General features: G+C 38.9%; 16 protein-coding genes. 4 read left to right on the top strand and 12 right to left on the bottom strand.

The annotated features are described in order from the left end of the window. Window positions 1-4: 4 nt before the first annotated feature. The 4 genes from HCN54_RS07905 to HCN54_RS07890 all read left to right on the top strand — a co-directional run bounded on the left by HCN54_RS07905 (window position 5) and on the right by HCN54_RS07890 (window position 3,100). Window positions 5-571, top strand: coding sequence for a DUF4126 domain-containing protein (locus HCN54_RS07905; protein ID WP_167597273.1), 567 nt, complete (start codon window positions 5-7; stop codon window positions 569-571). Next, on the top strand, window positions 568-1,320 hold the full coding sequence (gene kdsB / locus HCN54_RS07900; RefSeq protein WP_167597272.1) for a 3-deoxy-manno-octulosonate cytidylyltransferase: 753 nt from the start codon (window positions 568-570) through the stop codon (window positions 1,318-1,320). The genes HCN54_RS07905 and kdsB overlap by 4 nt, the downstream gene beginning before the upstream one ends. Continuing rightward, on the top strand, window positions 1,320-1,856 hold the full coding sequence (locus HCN54_RS07895; RefSeq protein ID WP_167597271.1) for a 1-acyl-sn-glycerol-3-phosphate acyltransferase: 537 nt from the start codon (window positions 1,320-1,322) through the stop codon (window positions 1,854-1,856). The genes kdsB and HCN54_RS07895 overlap by 1 nt, the downstream gene beginning before the upstream one ends. Before the next feature lie 230 nt (window positions 1,857-2,086). Next, window positions 2,087-3,100 (top strand): hypothetical protein, encoded by a 1,014-nt coding sequence (locus tag HCN54_RS07890; RefSeq protein WP_167597270.1) that lies wholly within the window; start codon window positions 2,087-2,089, stop codon window positions 3,098-3,100. Window positions 3,101-3,210: 110 nt separating this feature from the next. On the opposite strand, the gene HCN54_RS07885 is transcribed toward HCN54_RS07890, so the two are convergent. From HCN54_RS07885 to HCN54_RS07830, 12 genes are all read right to left on the bottom strand, one after another. After that, window positions 3,211-5,247: a DUF349 domain-containing protein gene (locus tag HCN54_RS07885; protein ID WP_167597269.1), complete on the bottom strand. Its 2,037-nt coding sequence runs from the start codon at window positions 5,245-5,247 to the stop codon at window positions 3,211-3,213. 85 nt (window positions 5,248-5,332) lie between these two features. Beyond that, complete coding sequence (locus tag HCN54_RS07880; protein ID WP_167597268.1) at window positions 5,333-6,061, bottom strand: shikimate dehydrogenase family protein; 729 nt, start codon at window positions 6,059-6,061, stop codon at window positions 5,333-5,335. Between the two features lie 58 nt (window positions 6,062-6,119). Beyond that, a complete protein-coding gene (locus HCN54_RS07875) occupies window positions 6,120-7,142 on the bottom strand; it encodes a DUF368 domain-containing protein (protein ID WP_072979288.1) in 1,023 nt (340 codons plus the stop codon). Continuing rightward, window positions 7,132-8,112 carry a DUF368 domain-containing protein gene (locus tag HCN54_RS07870; RefSeq protein ID WP_167597267.1) on the bottom strand — a complete coding sequence of 327 codons (981 nt, stop codon included), beginning with the start codon at window positions 8,110-8,112 and terminating at the stop codon, window positions 7,132-7,134. The genes HCN54_RS07875 and HCN54_RS07870 overlap by 11 nt, the downstream gene beginning before the upstream one ends. Window positions 8,113-8,297: 185 nt before the next feature. Next, window positions 8,298-9,695, bottom strand: a complete 1,398-nt coding sequence (locus HCN54_RS07865) for a tetratricopeptide repeat protein (RefSeq protein WP_167597266.1) — start codon at window positions 9,693-9,695, stop codon at window positions 8,298-8,300. Window positions 9,696-9,810: 115 nt separating this feature from the next. After that, window positions 9,811-11,001, bottom strand: a complete 1,191-nt coding sequence (locus tag HCN54_RS07860) for an aspartate aminotransferase family protein (RefSeq protein WP_167597265.1) — start codon at window positions 10,999-11,001, stop codon at window positions 9,811-9,813. Beyond that, a complete protein-coding gene (locus HCN54_RS07855; protein ID WP_167597264.1) occupies window positions 10,991-12,820 on the bottom strand; it encodes an OstA-like protein in 1,830 nt (609 codons plus the stop codon). Before HCN54_RS07855 ends, HCN54_RS07860 begins: the two co-directional genes overlap by 11 nt. 88 nt (window positions 12,821-12,908) lie before the next feature. Then, the gene (locus tag HCN54_RS07850) at window positions 12,909-13,478 is read right to left on the bottom strand and encodes a CYTH domain-containing protein (RefSeq protein WP_167597263.1); all 570 of its coding nucleotides are present in this window, start codon (window positions 13,476-13,478) and stop codon (window positions 12,909-12,911) included. Between the two features lie 47 nt (window positions 13,479-13,525). Further along, window positions 13,526-14,578, bottom strand: a complete 1,053-nt coding sequence (locus HCN54_RS07845; protein WP_167597262.1) for a putative zinc-binding metallopeptidase — start codon at window positions 14,576-14,578, stop codon at window positions 13,526-13,528. 133 nt (window positions 14,579-14,711) lie between these two features. Continuing rightward, entirely contained in the window at window positions 14,712-15,983 is a 1,272-nt protein-coding gene (locus tag HCN54_RS07840) for an adenylosuccinate synthase (RefSeq protein ID WP_167597261.1), read from the bottom strand. Further along, window positions 15,984-16,472: a Fur family transcriptional regulator gene (locus tag HCN54_RS07835; RefSeq protein ID WP_175546491.1), complete on the bottom strand. Its 489-nt coding sequence runs from the start codon at window positions 16,470-16,472 to the stop codon at window positions 15,984-15,986. It lies immediately after the preceding gene. A 24-nt stretch (window positions 16,473-16,496) separates the two neighbouring features. Further along, window positions 16,497-18,713, bottom strand: coding sequence for a RelA/SpoT family protein (locus HCN54_RS07830; protein ID WP_167597260.1), 2,217 nt, complete (start codon window positions 18,711-18,713; stop codon window positions 16,497-16,499). Window positions 18,714-18,730 lie beyond the last annotated feature (17 nt).

Genomic DNA, 18,730 nt, shown 5'->3' with positions numbered 1-18,730 from the left:
AGATGTGGAACTTGCTATAAGTATTTGTTTAGGAATTGGGTTGGCGGCTGCTTCAGGCTTTAGAATATTTTTGCCGCTGCTGGCGCTAAGTATGGCGGCTTATTTTGATGTGATCCAGTTGAGTACTTGGGAGTGGTTGGGCAATTGGCAGACTTTAGTTCTGCTCGGTGTGGCTTCGGTTTTTGAAATTCTAGCATATTACATTCCATGGTTTGATAATGCACTTGATACCATTGCTGTTCCACTCGCAGCGGTTGCAGGCACTATTTTGTTTTTTGTAAGTTTAGGAGATTACGGCCCGTGGGTTTCCTGGTCGCTGGCAATCATTGGGGGTGGAGGAACTGCCGGGCTTATAGCAGGATCAACCGCTGCACTAAGAGCGACTTCGAGTGCAACTACACTAGGAATTGCTAATTCGGTTTTTGCAACCTTAGAGGCTATAGTATCCACGATATTTTCCATAGTTGCCATTTTTATTCCTATTCTTGCAGGCGTTTTGGTACTTCTGTTAGGCTACCGAATCTATAAATGGTATCAAAAACGAAAGCTAAAAAAGAATTCGCTACAATGACTCAACGATTAAAGACTATTGCGATGATCCCTGCGCGCTATGAAGCATCTAGATTTCCGGGGAAATTAATGAAGGATCTCGGCGGAAAACCGGTAATTCTACGCACCTATGAAGCGGCCGTAAACACAGAGCTTTTCGATACGGTTTATGTAGTAACCGACAGTATGGTCATTTATGATACAATAGTAAGTGCCGGAGGTCAGGCAATTATGAGCGTCAAAGAACACAGCTGCGGGAGCGATCGTATTGCTGAGGCTGTTGCTGATCTAGATATTGATATTGTTGTGAATGTACAAGGAGATGAGCCATTTACTAATGTTGAAGATATGCGCAATGTGTTGCAAGTGTTTTATGAGGAAGATGCAGCGCAAATTGACTTAGCTTCTTTGATGACTCCTATTACTAAAATTGAAGATATTGAAAATCCTAACAATGTAAAGGTGATTGTAGATCAAGCTGATTTTGCATTGTATTTTTCGCGTGCAGCGATACCTTTTCGTCGTGATAGGGATGTTGATGTAACGTATTTTAAGCATAAAGGTATTTATGCCTTTAGAAAGCAAGCTGTGCTCGACTTTGAAAAGTTGCCGATGCGTATGCTTGAAGCTTCAGAAAAAATTGAAGCTATACGTTATTTAGAATATGGTAAACGCATAAAAATGGTGTTGTCACACTCACCGGCTATTGGTATTGATACACCTCAGGATTTAGAAGAAGCACGCGCAATCCTAGAAAAGCAGCAAGCATAATGCGAAAACTCGCACTTTTTATCTACACAGCCTTAGGTTGGAAAATTAACGGCACATTTCCTTCTGAGGTCAAAAAAATGGTTGTCATTGCCGCTCCACACACGAGTTGGCACGACTTCTATATGGGACTTTTGTTCAGAAGCGTCATCAATGTTCAAATTAATTTTTTAGGTAAAAAAGAATTGTTCAAGTGGCCTTTTGGCTGGTACTTCAGAAAAGTTGGCGGAATTCCTTTAGATCGCTTTAAAAGCGAAAATAAAGTAGATCGTATTGCTCGAATGTTTGAGGATCACGATACATTTAGACTTGCTCTTTCGCCTGAAGGTACGCGTAAGAAAGTGGACCATTGGAAAACGGGATTTTACTATATCGCTTTAAAAGCTCAAGTGCCTATTCTTCCTATTACAATGGATTTTGGTAAGAAGGAACATCGCATTGGGCGACCATTTTATCCTACCGGAGATTGCGAGCGCGACTTGCGCCAACTCCAACTATTCTTCAAAAACGTTGAAGGCAAGTTTCCTGAGCGCAGTTAATTAAGACGATTTTAAAGTTTTTAGCAATTTTTGGCAAAAGTGCAGCTTCTTAATTTGTGCTAAAGCCCTGCTAAACCTTCGTTAATTCTTCATAACCTAAAAGATGTAAAACATTGAATTCTAATCCAATATGATTTTGTGTTAATAGCGTTGATAAATCTTTAAGAACTAGAACAAGCTGTTTTGCGTTTCTTAGGAGGAACAAAACAATTTTAACTAAAATTCAATTTATGAACATTTCTAAATTTATTTATGTTGGAGCTATCGGATTATTAGCTTTAACTTCTTGTGATGATGACACGGATGATGCAGGTAACGAAATTAATGGAACAGCAGACTTATATGCAACGAGTCATACAGATGGCAGCGTAACTAAATACGACCTTCTTAGAGGAGAAATTACTACTTACGGAACAGCTTCAGCAGATGCAGAAGGAATTTATTACAGTCCGGATGATGATAGTTTTACTATTGCAGCACGTGGCGCGACACAAACGTCACTTCAATCTTATTTGAGTGTAAGTGATATTATTGAGGCTACTATTAGTCTTGATGTAGATATTATGGGACCTACTGTTTTACAAAGCCCTAGAGATTTAGCCGTTAATGGAAATATCTATGTTGTTTCTGATAATGCCAATGCTAACGGAAGATTTTTCGTTTTTGAAAAAGATGGAGATTCTTTTACTTTAAGAAATACAGTTACTGTTGATTTTGCAGTTTGGGGTATTGAGTTTGTTGGTAACGATCTTTATGCTGTGGTAGATAGCAGTAGTGATCTTGCGGTATTTACAAACTTTGCATCTACTAACACAACAGATGCGACTGTTGCAGCTTCTAAGCGCATTACGGTTGAAGGTATTGTGCGTACACACGGACTTGATTATGATGGTGGAACTATGATTATGACTGATATTGCAGCAGCTTCAGGAGGAGACTTTGCTGTAGATGGTGCATTTCACGTGATCACTAATTTTGATTCTAAATTTGATGCGGTTGATAACGGTGGAACTTTAGCAGTTACTGATCAGGTTAGATATGAAGGTGATGCAACACTTATGGGGAATCCGGTCAATGTGGTTTATGATGCAGAAACCGATGCGGTTTACGTAGCTGAATTAGCAAACGGAGGCGGACAAATCCTTACCTACGGAAATGTTTCTTCGTCGGCAGGAGGTAATGTTGCTCCTAATTCTGCAACAACACTATCAGGTGTATCTTCTTTATATCTTTATAAAGACTAAAGAACTGAAACGTTTTAAAAATCAAAAGCACAGCTGTAAGAGCTGTGCTTTTTTTTATGATAATAAGTAATCTTTTGAATCGAAAGCTTTAAAACTTCTAAATCCAATAACTAGTATAAAGATTTAAGTTTAGCCAGTTTAGCTTTCCATATTTCTAGGTTTTTCTTGTGATCAGCGATGTTTTTATGAACATCACGTACTAATGGATTATCATCTGCAACGTGCTGAAAAAATCCTGAGTTATTTTCAAGCTGATTGATTTCGGCTTTGATTTCATCTATTTTCTTAGTGATGAAATAATGCTCTTTATTAAGCGCTTGATTACTATCCTCATCGGCAATAGCCGCAACCCGATTTTCATATTTAATAAGTTCAGATTCTTTTTTACCTAGATCTAATTTTTTAAACAAACCGTCGAGTACTTTATTAAAGTCTTGCTCAATACTCTTTTTAGAATGAGGTACACGACCGGTATCTTTCCATTCTTTAATGATACTTTTAATGGTTTTTAGATCATCTTCGTGACTACCGCTGAGTTCAATTGCTTTAACCTTATCGAGTAATGCATTTTTCTCTTCAAGGTTTCCTTTCTCTTCTTCAAGGATTTCTTTTTTCTCTGCGTGTAAGCGGTCAAAGAAATGATTACAAGCCTTTTTAAAGCGTTTCCAGATTTTATCGCTGTCTTTACGAGGAACGTGGCCAATTTTTTTCCAATCGGCTTGAATACGTTTCATAAGATCAATAGTGACTTTAATGTCTTCATTGTCCTTATTGTCTTCAGCGATCTGAACCAGTTCTAGCTTTTTCTGCAGGTTTTCATACTGCTGCTTCTTCTGGTTTTTATAGAATCCGTTTTTATTATGATTGAATTCACGCGTCGCTTTTTTGAACGCCTTCCACGTAGGTTCGTTATCCTTTTTAGGAACTTTACCTATTTTGAAAAACTCTTCACGCAGGGTATTTACTTCTTTCATTTGTTTCTGCCAGCCGCTGTGCGCAGTCGCCGGATTAGCCGCTATGTCTTCGATCTTAGCAATAACCTCCTGTTTTTTCTCAAGATTTTCTTCGTAGATCTTATCTATATTCTTGAAATATTCTTGACGCGCATCGTGAATTTTACGCGTAGCCGCACTAAATTTTTCCCAGATTTCCTCACGGTATTCTTTAGAAACCGGTCCTACTTCTTCTTTCCAGATTTTATGCAGCATTTGTAATTCTTTAAATGCTCTATTTACATCCGGTTCTTTAGCAAGTTCTTCGGCCTGCTCAATAAGTTTCAGTTTTTTGTCAAGATTTTCTTTAAAATCTTTGTCTCTAAACTCTCTGTTGAGATGCAGAAAATCATAAAAATTTTCGATATGATGGTGGTAGTTGTTCCATACCAGGTTATAACGGTCTCGCGGAATATTCCCGGCATTGCGCCAGCGTTCCTGAATGTCTTTAAACTTCTCAAATGTAGTATTGATGCTATCTTCACCACCTACCTCATTTTTAAGTTCTTTAAGCTCTTCTATTAATGCATTGCGCGTCTCTAGATTGGCATTAAGATCCTTTTTGAGATTTTTGTAATAGTTATTACGCTTTTCACGATACTCAAAATAAAGTGAGTTGAATTCCTTCTTTAACGGACTGTAATATCTGAAGTCAATGATGTTTCCGCCTTCTTCTAAAAACTTTTCTTTAGCCTCTTCCTGCTCTTCTTCAAACTGAGATATAAACGCTGCACGCAATTCAGTCACGTGCTCTTTAATGGCTTGAATTTTATGATTATTAAGCAGGTATTTGAACTCTTTTATGAGTTCTTCTTTACTAAGGCTATCGTATTCTTTTTTAGGAATATTATGACGTTCAGAAGTGCTCTCGTCCTCACTATCTTCATTTAAAGCTGCATCCAGATCATTAGGATCAGTCTCCTCATCTTCGTCTGATTCTTCAGCAACAAATTCTTCGTCATCATGTTCCTCATTCTTGGCGCTTTGTATAACGTCTATAGATTCAGTAACAAGTGCTTCATCCTGTTGTTCTGAAGGATTTGCAGGCGTTTCTGAGTTATCTGATGGTTGTTGAGATTCTATCTGACTAGAATTCTGTGCTTTATCGTTATCAATCTTCTCGTCTTTGTCTGATGCTTTTTTTTCTTCTGACATTTGTTTCAATGTTAAGGTGCTTTATTAGTATTTAAAGATACTACTAAGAAAGCAATTAACAAGAGCACAATGTGAGAAGGCTAGATCAATTCCAGATTTGCCAGGCTGCTTCGGCTTGTAGTTTAAGCATCTCATAACCGTTTGAAATGCGGGCGCCTTGGGCTTTTCCGTTTTTTAAAAATTGCGTTTCTACCGGATTGTAAACCAAGTCATAAAGCAAATGATATTTGCCCAGCAAGCGATAAGGGATTTTAGGACAGTCTGTTATATTAGGATACGTTCCTAGCGGAGTGGTGTTAATGATAAGCGTATGTTTTGAAAGAATTGCACCATTTAAAGCGTCATACGCAAGCTGATCTTTCTCAGGGTTTCGAGAAACGAATTTAAATGAAATATCTTCTAATTCTAAGGCGTAAGCGATGGCTTTTGAAGCGCCGCCGGTTCCTAAAATAAGCGCGTGCGTATGATTTTGCTCCTCTAAAAAAGGCTTTAAAGATCTTCTAAATCCTAGATAATCTGTGTTGAAACCTTTCAACTTACCGGTGCTCAACCGTTTTATAGTGTTGATCGCGCCAATAGAACTTGCGTGTTTATTGAGTTCGTCAAGGTAGGGCATTACCGTTTCCTTGTAAGGGATCGTAACATTGAATCCTGAGCAATCTGTACGCTCCAGTAGCTGTTTTACTTCGTCAGGGCTTTGGCAATCAAAGTTAACGTATGATCCATCAATAGCTTCTCTTTCAAACTTTTCGGTAAAATATTTTCTTGAAAAGGAGTAGTCAATATTCTTACCTATAAGGCCTAATTTAATCATAATTGGTTGGGGTTATATGATTTAGTTGGTTTTAGTGCTTGTAAAAATGGAGTATTTCCTAAGACTGTACACGGGTCTTTTCCCCGTATTTACCCAATGCTACCACACTAAAGATTCCTAAAAGTATGAATATCGTTGCAATTATGTTTTCTGCGGAAAAACTTTCTGGCCAATATCGGTCATAATTCGTTAAAATAGGATCACCTACACGATCATAATTGATTTCACCGAGTGCATTGCGCTCAAAAACAGGATTTTTCCAAGGCCAAACAACCCCTAAAGAGCCGGCAATAAAACCTATTATGGCTGCATTGGTTGCATGTTTATAATGCTTCAGCAAATAACCTAAAAAGTTAGATAAGGTCACAAGACCGGTTACAGATCCTAAAGTGAATACCGCCATCACTTGAAGTAAGCGCAAACGGTGCGGATCGTTAATAAATGAAAAATCAGCCTGAATGAGGTCAGACAGTGTGTCGTAAAGTGCATTGACCGAATCAACTAACAGCAACACGTAGTTACCCAATAGGATCAAAATGAAAGAACCCGATAATCCCGGCAATGTCATTCCCGAAACGCCAATAATTCCACAGAAAAATACAAAGATCAGATTGTCGTTTTGTGTAGCAGGCTCAAGTAAACTGATAAGAATTCCTGTGATAATTCCGAGGGCTAGGATAATGATATTGCGCTGGGACCAGTCATTAAAATCTTTAGCGATGTAATAGATACTACCTATGATCATTCCAAAAAAAGCACTCCAAACGTACAAAGGGTAGTGGTCAATAGCGATGTCTAAAAGTTTTGACACACTAAAATAACTAATGATCATTCCCAGAATCAGCAGAAATAGAAATCTGCCATTTACATAGCGCACAAAGCTTCTAAACCTTCCATTAAGCAATAGTTTAAACGCATTTTTATTGACTTTTTGAAGCGAATAAATAAACTCTTCATAGAAGCCTGCAACGTAAGCGACCACACCGCCGGAAACGCCCGGCACTTTATTGGCTGCGCCCATTGCAAGCCCTTTAAGTACCAGCCAAACCTTATCAGGAAAGGAGCGATGTTTAGATTCCATTTTCTTGTTTAGAATTGGCAAAGCGTTCAAGTAGAAAAATAGTCAAAAACCCTATAAGAGCCAAGATGCAAACCAAGAGTACTTTAGGGTCGCCGTCAAAATACTGAGGCAAAATGCTTTTTTCAATTAAGGGTACTTGATGCCCTTCAGAATTGGTGCGGTACGAAAGCACCTCTTTCCAAGGCCAAACTTTATTGAGCGCGCCAACCATGAAACCTGTAAGTAAAGCGAGCGTCATATTTTGATAATTTTTAAAGAGATAGGTGAGAACTTTTGAGAATGTCTTTAAGCCTACCACGCAACCTAACATAAAGAGTACGAGCTTTAAAGCTGCATCTTTTAAAGCAGAAAAATCAAAGGCAAGAAGCGCATCAACAAAGTTACGCACAGTGCCTAAAACAATGCTGTAAGAGCCTAAAAGTAACAGAATAAACGAACCGGATATTCCTGGAAGAATCATCGCAATGATGGCTACAAAGCCTGAAAGAAAAATAAACCAGTAACTTGCACCTGTGCTTAAAGGTTCGGCGATGGTGATGTAGTAGGAGATCACAATACCAATTACTCCTGAGAGTATGACACCAAAATTCCATTTTTTGATTTGAGCTCCGATATAAACGATACTTGCTACGATCAGACCAAAAAAGAATCCCCATAACAGCAACGGATGTTCTTCGAGTAAATACGTAATAAGCTTAGCTAAAGAGAGAATGCTAAGAATAACACCGAAGAAAAGTGCTCCAAGAAACTTTAAATTGTATGCATTTACAGCCGCTTTAATTCCATCATTCTTCCAGACTTTAAAGAAAGATGTGTCAAGCTTGTCAATAGTCGCAATTAATTCTTCATAAATACCTGCAATAAATGCGATAGTACCACCAGAAACTCCAGGAACTACATCAGCAGCGCCCATCGCAAGGCCTTTTAATGTAATTACCGCATAGTTGAGTAATGATCTGTTTTGAGACATAGGCAGGTTGTTGTTTGGCCTCAAAAGTAAGAAAGAAATATAAATTCAAAGCCGCAAGTGCCGGCAAGAAAAATAAAAAAACCACAAGTAGTATGACCTGTGGTTTTTAGTGGTGTCTCAATGAAAAATAGTTCCTTAAGATCATTTATGATATGATCATTTTTAAAATAGACCTTTTTACAGAATTAAGATTTCTTAGCCTTTTTTATTTTTTTGAGTACGCTACGTTTGGCATAAACAAAAGGGAAAAGTTCCTCAAGAATGATATCGTAATCAGGTTCTAAGCGCAATGCATTTTCTAGATGAAAATGCCCCTTTTCCTCTTGATTAAGACTGAAATATAATCCTGCAAGTCTGAATTCTATTTGCGGAGATTCAGGATAAAACTCCATGGCTTCAAACAAGTTGGTTACGGCAGCTTCATATTCTCCTAGGTAAATAAGAATATCGCAGCGCGTTAACCAAGTGTCTAGCTCATAATTTCCTAATTCTAAAGTTTTGCGATAGCCGCGTTCTGCTTCTTCATAAAACTTTAAGCGGTTGTTGATTTTAGCATAGCGTTTCCAATACAACACATTTTCACCATCAATATTAATGGCTTTGTTGATGTAGTAAAGCGCATTTTGATAATCCATCTTCTTAGTATAAAAATCGGTAATCGCGATCCAGCCTTTATCTAAAAGTGGATCTTCCTTAACGGTTTTTAAAAAGAATTCGATGGCAAGGTCATCACAATGCAACTTTTGGTAGCATTTACCCATTCTTAAATATGCAAATGATGTAGGATCATCCAGCCCAAGAGTGATTTGATAATTTTCAATCGCTTCATTATAGCGACCTAATTTTTCAAGCACTTTTCCTTTTTCAAAATAGGCACCGATAAAAGTATCATCGCTAATGATCGCAAAGTCATATGCGGCTAGCGCTTTGTTATAATTTTTCAGATCAAAATACTGCTTACCCACCTGATGCCAGGCGACCTCACAATACGGATTTTTATCAATAAACATATTGAGATAATCTATCGCCTCCTCGTGTTGTTCTAAGAAGTCAAAGCAATAGATCACATTATACAGTGCAGAGTAATCGTCTTCATCTACTTCCAGACATTTCATAAAACTATACTTAGCGTTCTGAAAATCGTCCATAAACAAATATTCCATTCCTATTAAAGAATAGATATCAGCATCTGCATCTGTAAGTTCCAGTGCAGTTTCTAGCAGCTCAATGGCTTTTTTGTGATCGTCTCTTTTTGAGAAAATATTAGCCTTCTGAATATAGACTTCCTCGTTTTGAGGTTCTAATTCATAAAGTTCTGCCAGCAAACGATCTGCTTCATCAAGTTTATTCTCAAAGATTAAAATTTCGATTTTAAAAAGTTTGAGATTTGAGGAAGAAGGGTGCTGGTCAAGACCAAGTTTAACAGCTTTCTTTGCGAGCGCAATTTTGCCATTTTCTAAATAATGGTTGACAATATTCTCAAATTCATCCGAATCGAAGAAAAGGACATCATTTGTCTTTAACATAGATTCAAAACGGGTGAGCGGGAAATTATTCTCTTCGTGTTCTTGATTAAACTTCATACACGTTGCTTTTAAAATTTCTGCCTATATAAATTTATAAAGGATAACAGGCAGAAGACTGTAGGCTACATATTGTTGTTAACAAAGTAATCAACAATTACGCCTAAACAGTTGATTATGACAATTTAGTCGCAATTTTATCTAAAACCTTAAGCAGGATCTCACAGCCTTTTATAATCTCATCTTCAGAGATCGTTAGGGGCGGAGTGATGCGAATGGCTTTAGTCTCAAACAATAGCCAAAATAAAATAAGACCTTCATCTCGCGCCATCAAAATGGCTTCGGTTGTAATTTCTGCGGAAGGTGTAATAGCTGCCAGCATAAGGCCTTTACCACGTACTTCGGTGATCAGATCGTGTTTCAGTAGGCGTCTAAAAAGTTTTTCTTTTTCTAAAGTTTGCTGAATGAGCTCTCCTTCCAAAATCGTTTTTGCAGTAGCCAAAGCTGCTGCCGCAATGACAGGATGACCTCCAAAAGTGGTTATGTGACCCATTTTAGGATTGTCAGAAAGCAACCGCATATGTGCCGTTGAAGCAGTAAAAGCGCCAATGGGCATTCCGCCACCCATTCCTTTTCCCATCACCACCACGTCAGGAACTACATGATAATTTTCAAAACCAAAAAATGTTCCTGTACGTCCAAAACCGGGCTGAATTTCATCTAGGATTAAAAGTGCTCCAACTTCTTCGCAGCGTTTTTTTACTGCAGCTAGCCAGCCGTGCTCCGGTTGAATAAATCCCGCACCCCCTTGAATGGTCTCCAAAACGACCCCGGCGACATCATCGGTAATCTGTTCTAAATCTTCAAAGCTATTGAAGTTGATGTGTGAGATAGCGCCAACCACCGGTCTAAAAGGGGCAACACGTTCTTCGTAATTCATCAGACTCAATGCTCCAAAAGTATTGCCGTGGTAGGCTTGATTTGCCGAAATTATTTTACTTCGACCTGTGACGCGTCGAGCAAGCTTCATTGCACCATCAATAGCTTCTGTACCGCTGTTTACCAAATAGGTTTGTTCTAACGGATCTGGCAAATTTGCAGCAATTAAGCGCGTTAATTCGACAGCAGGATCTTGCGCATACTCGCCGTAAACCATCACGTGTAAATACTTCTCACTTTGCTTCTGAATCGCCTTAATTACCGCCGGATGACAATGCCCAATACTCGCTGCCGAAACGCCTGCTACAAAGTCTAAATAGGCTTTGCCTGTGGTGTCATAAATAAAGCTGCCTTTTGCGTGCGAGACTTCCATCGCTAGAGGATGCGGACTCGTTTGCGCTTGATATTTAAAGAAATCAGCTTTCATTATCTGTGGAATCTTGAACTTTTAAAGTAGGTAATTGTTTAAGCGGTTGTTTGCTTGCCGGCTTTGAAGGTTTGGGAGCTAACGAATCTTTTTTGATGGTGGCTTTTTCATTGATTGGCACCCCAATCGCCGGAGCATCTTCCTCTCGATTCTTTAGATCAGATGGGTTGAGTTTAGAAGCTTCGGGGATATCGAGCTCTTCTTCAGGGATCGTATTATCAAAGAAGTCTTCATCAATTTCCGGCAGCGGAATTCCTTCGATCTTCGTAAGTTTAAACGGAGCTTCTCCTTTAAAAATATCTTCTTTTGTGAGCAATCGTTCTTCACCACGCCAGTTCAACCCTTCAAATTCTCGAGACTCTTTAGGGAATTTTGAAAGCGGATACACCTCGCCATCTACCTGTTTGAATTTGGTAATTTCTACCAAAGCATTATCCTCTAAAATAGCAGTAATAGAAGCCGATTTACTTTTGTCAATTCCCTGTAAAGCACCATCATCTGCTCGCATATAATTGATGCTTTCGGCATTTTTTATGATGTCTATTTGATGTAGAGCATTGTCCTGAAAAGTTCCGTAGAGCACATCACCTTTAACCTGATTAAAACCACTTTTCTCTTGGTCAAATAGCGGAATGGTATCTTGTTGAACCAGAAATGCATTTTCAAAAACGTGAAGCGAATCTAGCTGCTCTGTTTTTGTGTTACTTTTTAAGTGAATAGAATCACCGGTCATTTGGCTCAGACCGCTCCATAAAACCGGTTTTCCAATCATTTGGGTAAGTCCGTTAGCTTGGTTAATGTGAATGGAGTCGCATTTACCACTCATATCACTTTTAAAAAGACGCACGTTGTAGTAACCGCGTACGATGCGTTTTTCAGGAATTCCGGTAACTACAAGTCGATCACCGTGCACATAAATAGAATCTTGATCTTGCACGGTTATAGCGACCGCTCTTTTGGTAATAAATACCGAATCTTTTTCTTTAAACACTTCGGCATAATGCCCTTTGATCACGCTGTTATTTGCCGTGTCAATTACGCGAATATTGTTGGTCGCCGAAGCAAAACTCGTAGGACGGTCAAAATACAAACTGTCGCCATATACTGTACGATTGTCATAATCAATACGAGAGTTCTTTACAAAATAGCCGTTGTCATTGCGCGTGTCATAGTAGCCACGCTCGCAATACACAGTGCTGGTCTCGCTTGTAATGGTCGACGGGCCGTATAAGTATGCAGCTCCGGTTTCTGAATAAAAGTCGAGTTGGTCGCTATTGATCACATATTCAGGATTGGTAACAACCACATTTTGAATAAAAGAGTATTTATCTTGATCTAAAAAGTACCGACCTATTTTACTTTCGATAACGCTAGCTGTATCGCGCAGCGTACCGCCAGTTCTGTAATACGCTTGTTGTTTAATTCGGTTGAAGTATAGCGTGTCAGTATCTAAGGTTGCAGTCGGAGTTCTGAGATTCACGCCTCCGGAAGCCCAAGCAAATTGCGTGTCACCATTATACTCAGCATAATTGCTACGCATACTTATGGTATCGCCTTGTTTCATACGCACGTTACCAATGGCTCTCACAAAATTTTCATCTTTGTAATGGAAGGCCAGATCACACCACATCTCGATTCCTTCGTGCTGGATGTAGACCTGCTTGGTATTTTTATACATTACCAAGGCTCCGGGATACTTGACTTCGTCAATTTGTGAGATATCTGAAGTGATGTCTAATTCCTTTTTCTCTTGAGCAGACAGACTGATCGAAAAAAGAACGAGAAGCAAAAGGGCGCTTTTTCTAAAAAAATTGGGCATAGCAAATTTTGATGCAAATATAACGGAAAAACACCCGCTTTAAGTATTTGTTTAAATCAAAAATCTAAAGGACTCAAAGCAAGGGAAACTACTCAGATTGGGCTGCTTTGATCATATCTATATAAAACTCTTTAGTAAGTTGATCTTTAGAAAGTCCTATCTCTTCCAGAAGCTTGTAAAGTTTTTCAAAAAGAGCATCAGTCTCCGCTTTATCAAGGGTGTTGGTTTCAATTTCGATAAATGTGTCTGCTAATTTATCAAACTGAACTAAAGCAATCTCGATGGAAGCGTTATGATATTTCAGATTAAAAATCTCGCAGTGTTTGGTGTAATGTGCGCTTTTCTGGTAGCCTAACTTAAAAAGGATTTGCTCTGTGTTATAATGGTCTGAAACCAAAGTTTCATATTCCGGTTTAGAGCGCGTCACCTGTTCAAAAGCCTTGTCTTTAAACGTGAGGTAATGTTTAGCCTCACCAGAATCTCGATTGGTCTTTGTACGTAAACGAAACTCTTGATCGCCTTGCGTTAGAGTGTCATCGATGTCATAATAACGATCATCGTAATCCAGTTTATAATGTGAATCAATGGGTAAGGCTAAAATCTGAGCTCGAGTATCGGTATAATTTTTTAAGCGTGCGGTAAGTTCAACTTCAAACATAGGACACAATTGGTGCTCTAAAAATAATCATCAATGTTCAAATAACTTTACAACCTTACCACTTTATGTATAAACGTCAATTTCTCAATAACCGGTGGAGAAAGCACAAAAGGATATGCATCCTGATGCCCCATACTGCGGTTAAGAGAGTTTAAGGCGTAGGTGAGTGGTAAGTAGTGTTTAATGATTTTCTGAAAATCTTTTTCCTCATAGGGGTCAAAATCACAGGCTACCTCAAGATTGCGTACTTTAGAGATATCAGGATCTAAACTCAAGCCGAAACTATACGAGGTTTCAAGCATATCCATCAGATGTAAGTAGTGCGCCCAAGTTTCTGCCCAATCTTCCCAAGCGTGCATTGTTGCATAACTACTGATGTAACTCTCGCGCCAATTTTCGGGAGCACCATTTTTATAATGAGCTTCTAAAGCTTGACCGTAATCTTGTGTGTCATCACCAAAAAGAGTTCTAAATTCTTCTAGATTCTTAGCATTAGGCTGAATTAAAACTTCCCAGTAAAAATGACCGACTTCGTGTCTAAAATGACCTAAAAGCGTGCGATAGCGTTCTGAAAGTTGTTCTTTAATATATTCTCTGTGTGCAGCATTTGCTTCTTGAATATTGAGCGTAATCAAACCATTAGCGTGTCCTGTTTTTATCTTGGAAGGATCGCTGGGGTCTGGAGCCAAAAAGTCAAATGTAAGATTCAGCGGTTGCTTATTAATAATAAATTTTGTGGGGAGCTTTAGCTTATGAAGCGCATAAAAAAGACGGTGCTTTGCTGTTTCAATTTTCTGCCAATCCAGTTTATTTTCAGGAATGCTCAAATCAGGAATGGTGCGGTTAGTACTGCAAGCTTCACAAAACGGCGTTGAATTTTCGGTAGCTACTAACCAGTTGCAGGCGTTGTATTGATGATTAGCACAGTAGGTAAGCGCTGTTTTTTCTTTGGTAGGCGCTATAACCGTTTTTTGCTCAGCCGGAAAAGAGACTATTTCTTCAATCGCATTAAGGTATCCTAGGTTGTTACCGCATTTTTCACAGGTTGTATTTTCAAAATACACCGGATTTTTACAGTTACTGCATTGAAATAATTTCATTGAAAAGTTGATTGTTAGTTTACTGTAAATGTAAGTGTTAACGCGTTGAGCTTTTCATAATACTATTAAAAAGAAAGCATAAAAAAATCCGAAGTTTTTACTTCGGATTTTAATCAATTCTATAATCTTGTGACTATCGATGGATCGTTTGGGTTCTGTCTGGTCCTACAGAAACGATTTTGATAGGCACATTCAATTCTTTTTCTAAGAACTCAATGTAGGCGTTAAGCTCTTTAGGAAGCTGCTCATCACCTTTCATTTTGGTAAGATCTTCTTCCCAGCCTTTCATTTCTGAATAAACAGGCTCTACATTTTCCGGTTCGATATTGTAGGGTAGGTGATCAATAACCTCACCCTTGTATTTGTATTGTGTACAAATTTTAAGCGTGTCAAAACCACTTAAAACATCACCTTTCATCATCATCAATTGAGTAACGCCATTTACGCGCACCGCATATTTAAGGGCTACAAGATCTAACCATCCGCAACGGCGAGGTCTACCTGTGGTAGCTCCAAACTCGTTACCTACGCGTCCCATAGTCTCACCAACTTCGTCAAAAAGTTCGGTAGGGAAGGGGCCAGAACCTACTCGAGTAGTGTAAGCTTTAAAAATTCCAAATACGTCCCCAATTTGATTAGGTGCTACTCCCAGACCTGTGCAGGCGCCGGCAGCTGTCGTGTTTGAAGAGGTGACAAAAGGATACGTACCAAAATCAATATCTAATAAAGATCCTTGCGCACCTTCAGCTAAAATAGATTTTCCGGCTTGTTGCGCTTGATATAAATATTCTTCAGAATCAATAAAGGTGAGCTCTTTTAAAACTTCAACAGCCTTAAAGAATTCAGCTTCTAGTTCCTCAAGATCATATTCGATCTTTGCGTCATAGAAGTCAATCATATCAATATGCTTGTCTCTTAAGGCAGCATAACGCTCTTTCCAGTCTGCAAGTTCAAGGTCTCCTACACGGATTCCGTTACGACCGGTTTTATCCATATACGTTGGTCCTATTCCTTTAAGGGTAGAACCTATTTTTGCTTTTCCTTTTGAAGCTTCAGAAGCAGCATCAAGAAGGCGATGCGTAGGTAAAATTAGATGCGCTTTACGAGAAATAAGAAGTTTCTCCTTAATGTTTATCTTGAATTGCGCTAAGTTGTCTAATTCCTTCTTAAAAATAACAGGATCGATTACGACTCCGTTACCTACAAGATTGATTGCATTTTCGTGAAAAATTCCTGAAGGAATCGTGTGCAAAACGTGCTTAATTCCATCAAATTCTAGCGTATGTCCAGCGTTTGGTCCGCCTTGAAAACGGGCTATAATATCATAATCCTTTGTAAGAACATCTACGATTTTGCCCTTACCTTCGTCTCCCCATTGGAGACCAAGAAGTAAATCTACTGCCATTTATGAGTTGTTGTCTTCGGTTGTATTTTCGGTTGAATTATCCTGCTTGCGGTTACCGTAAAAATAAAGGGAGTGCTTGTTGATTTTTATATCAAAAACCTCTTCAATAGTCTTTTTAATAGACTCAATACGCGGGTCACAAAATTCAATCACTTCACCGGTATCGGTAAGGATCACGTGATCGTGTTGTTTATCAAAATACGATTTCTCGTATTGCGATTGATTTTGACCAAATTGATGTTTACGTACCAGACCACAAGCAAGCAAAAGCTCTATTGTATTGTAAAGGGTTGCTCTACTCACACGATATTTTTTATTCTTCATGCTGATGTAGAGGGTCTCAATATCAAAGTGATCATTGTAGTTGTAAATCTCCTGTAGAATTGCGTAGCGCTCTGGAGTTTTACGGTGACCGTTATCTTCTAGAAACTTTGTGAAGACGTTTTTAACGACTTCCTGATCTTTATTTATTGTAGCTTTTGGTATCATAATAATATTTGCAAAGTTACGCATTTACAAGCGTATGACTTTGTCGATACCGTTTATTTTTTTCAAGTTTTCGATAAGTCTGTGTAAATGCTTTTTGTTTTGAACGATCACGGTTATGTTCCCTTTAAAAACGCCGTCGTTGGTGGTAAAATTCAGTCCGCGCATATTTACGTGCATATGTTCTGAAATTTCACGCGTCACGTGATTAACAAGTCCTAGTGTATCTATACCGGTTAATTCTAGATCTGCTCTAAATTCTTGAGCTGATGAATCTATCCATTTCGCCGGAATGATGCGATACGCATAATTACTTTGTAAGGAAATAGAATTAGGGCAGTTTTGCTTATGTACTTTAATTCCGTCAGAAACCGTGGTAAAACCAAATACCTTATCCCCGGGAATCGGATTACAACAAGCTGCAAGCGTATAGTCTAACTTTTGCTCGTCTTTCCCAAAAACCAATAAATCGTATTTATCAGTTATCTCATCTTTGTCAACGTGCTCTGCAATCGGAGCTTTCCGAATTTTATTTTTAAAGAAGCTTACAATAGCGCTGCTTCGGGAAGCCGCGTACTCCTTAATCATTTTATTATCAATGGTCCCAATACCTACACGATAAAATAAGTCTAGGCTGGTTTTGAGCTTAAAGTAAATAACCATCTCGTTGATGATATTCTCATCAAGCGTGATCTTTTGCGAACGCAGTTTTCGGGTAAGAATAACTTTACCGTCTTCGGCAATGGTTTTCTTTTCGTCTTTAAGCGAAGATTTAATTTTAGAACGCGCGCGCGCTGTGGTAGCGTAGTCTAACCAGTTGTTGTTAGGTTTTGCGTGCTCTGAAGTAATGATCTCTACCTGATCTCCACTTTTAAGTTCGTGACTCAAAGGAACCAATTTGCCATTCACCCGAGCTCCGCGAGTATGCATTCCTATTTCGGTGTGAATACTGAAAGCAAAATCGAGTGGCGTGGCAGCTTTGGGTAGTGATTTTAGATCTCCCTGCGGCGTAAAAACAAAAATCTCCTTGTTGTAAAGATTCAGTTTAAACTGCTCAACAAATTCAACGGCATTCGTCTCGTTGTTCTCGAGTGCATCTTGCAAGCGGTTCAGCCATTCATCAAGCGTTTTATCTTCTTCATTTTCAGTTGAAGAACCTTGCTTGTATTTATAATGTGCAGCGTAACCTTTTTCAGCGATTTCGTTCATACGTTCAGAACGAATTTGCACTTCAACCCAGCGTCCTTTTAAACCCATCACGGTGATGTGAAGTGCTTCGTAACCGGTAGATTTTGGAGAGGAAATCCAATCTCTGAGTCGCGTAGGGTTAGGTCTGAAGTGGTCTGTAACTATGGAGTATATCTTCCAGGCTAAAAACTTCTCGCTTTCTGGTGTCGCCTTGTAAATGATACGTATCGCAAATTTGTCATAGACTTCGTCAAACGGAATATTCTGCTTGAGCATTTTGCGACGAATACTGTAAATAGATTTTGGCCGACCTTTTATCTCATAGTCCAAAATTTCTTTATCCAAAGATTTTTGAACCGCCTGCGTAAACTCTTCAATATATTGATCTTGTTGCTCTTTGGTCTCTTTCATTTTGCGAGAAATATCTTTAAATACTTCTGGCTCTGTGTATTTTAAACCAAGATCTTCAAGTTCTGTTTTGATGTTGTAAAGCCCAATTCTATGCGCAAGCGGAGCATAGATGTAAAGGGTTTCACTGGCGATTTTAATTTGCTTATCAGGCCGCATAGAATCCATTGTCTGCATATTGTGCAAACGATCTGCGATCTTGATGATAATTACCCTAACGTCATCGTTTATGGTAAGCAGCATCTTTCTGAAATTCTCGGCCTGAAGCGAGACATCTCTGTGCTTTTTGAGATTCGATATCTTAGTGAGTCCGTCTACAATTCTTGCGACAGTAGGGCCAAAGCGTTCTTCGAGATCTTCAAGCGTATAAATGGTGTCTTCTACGACATCGTGCAGTAAGGCTGCAGCAATAGAAGTTGCGTCCATCCCGATCTCGCTGGCGACTATGCGTGCAACAGCAAGCGGGTGAAAAATATAAGCTTCACCAGATTTGCGACGCTGATCTTTATGCGCATCAACAGCCACGTCAAACGCTTGTCTGATCAATTTTTTATCATCGTCAGAAAGCGTGCGGTAGCTTATGCGCAGCAACTCTTTGTATTGTCTGGCGAGCTCTTTATTTTCTTTTTCTATATCAACCGGAGTCATAATTTAAAAGTACAATT

The organism is Leeuwenhoekiella sp. ZYFB001 (assembly GCF_011784865.1).
Classification (GTDB): Bacteria; Bacteroidota; Bacteroidia; order Flavobacteriales; family Flavobacteriaceae; genus Leeuwenhoekiella; species Leeuwenhoekiella palythoae.
The sequence above is the reverse complement of the archived record's forward strand: the minus strand, read 5'-3'. Positions and strand labels throughout refer to the sequence as shown.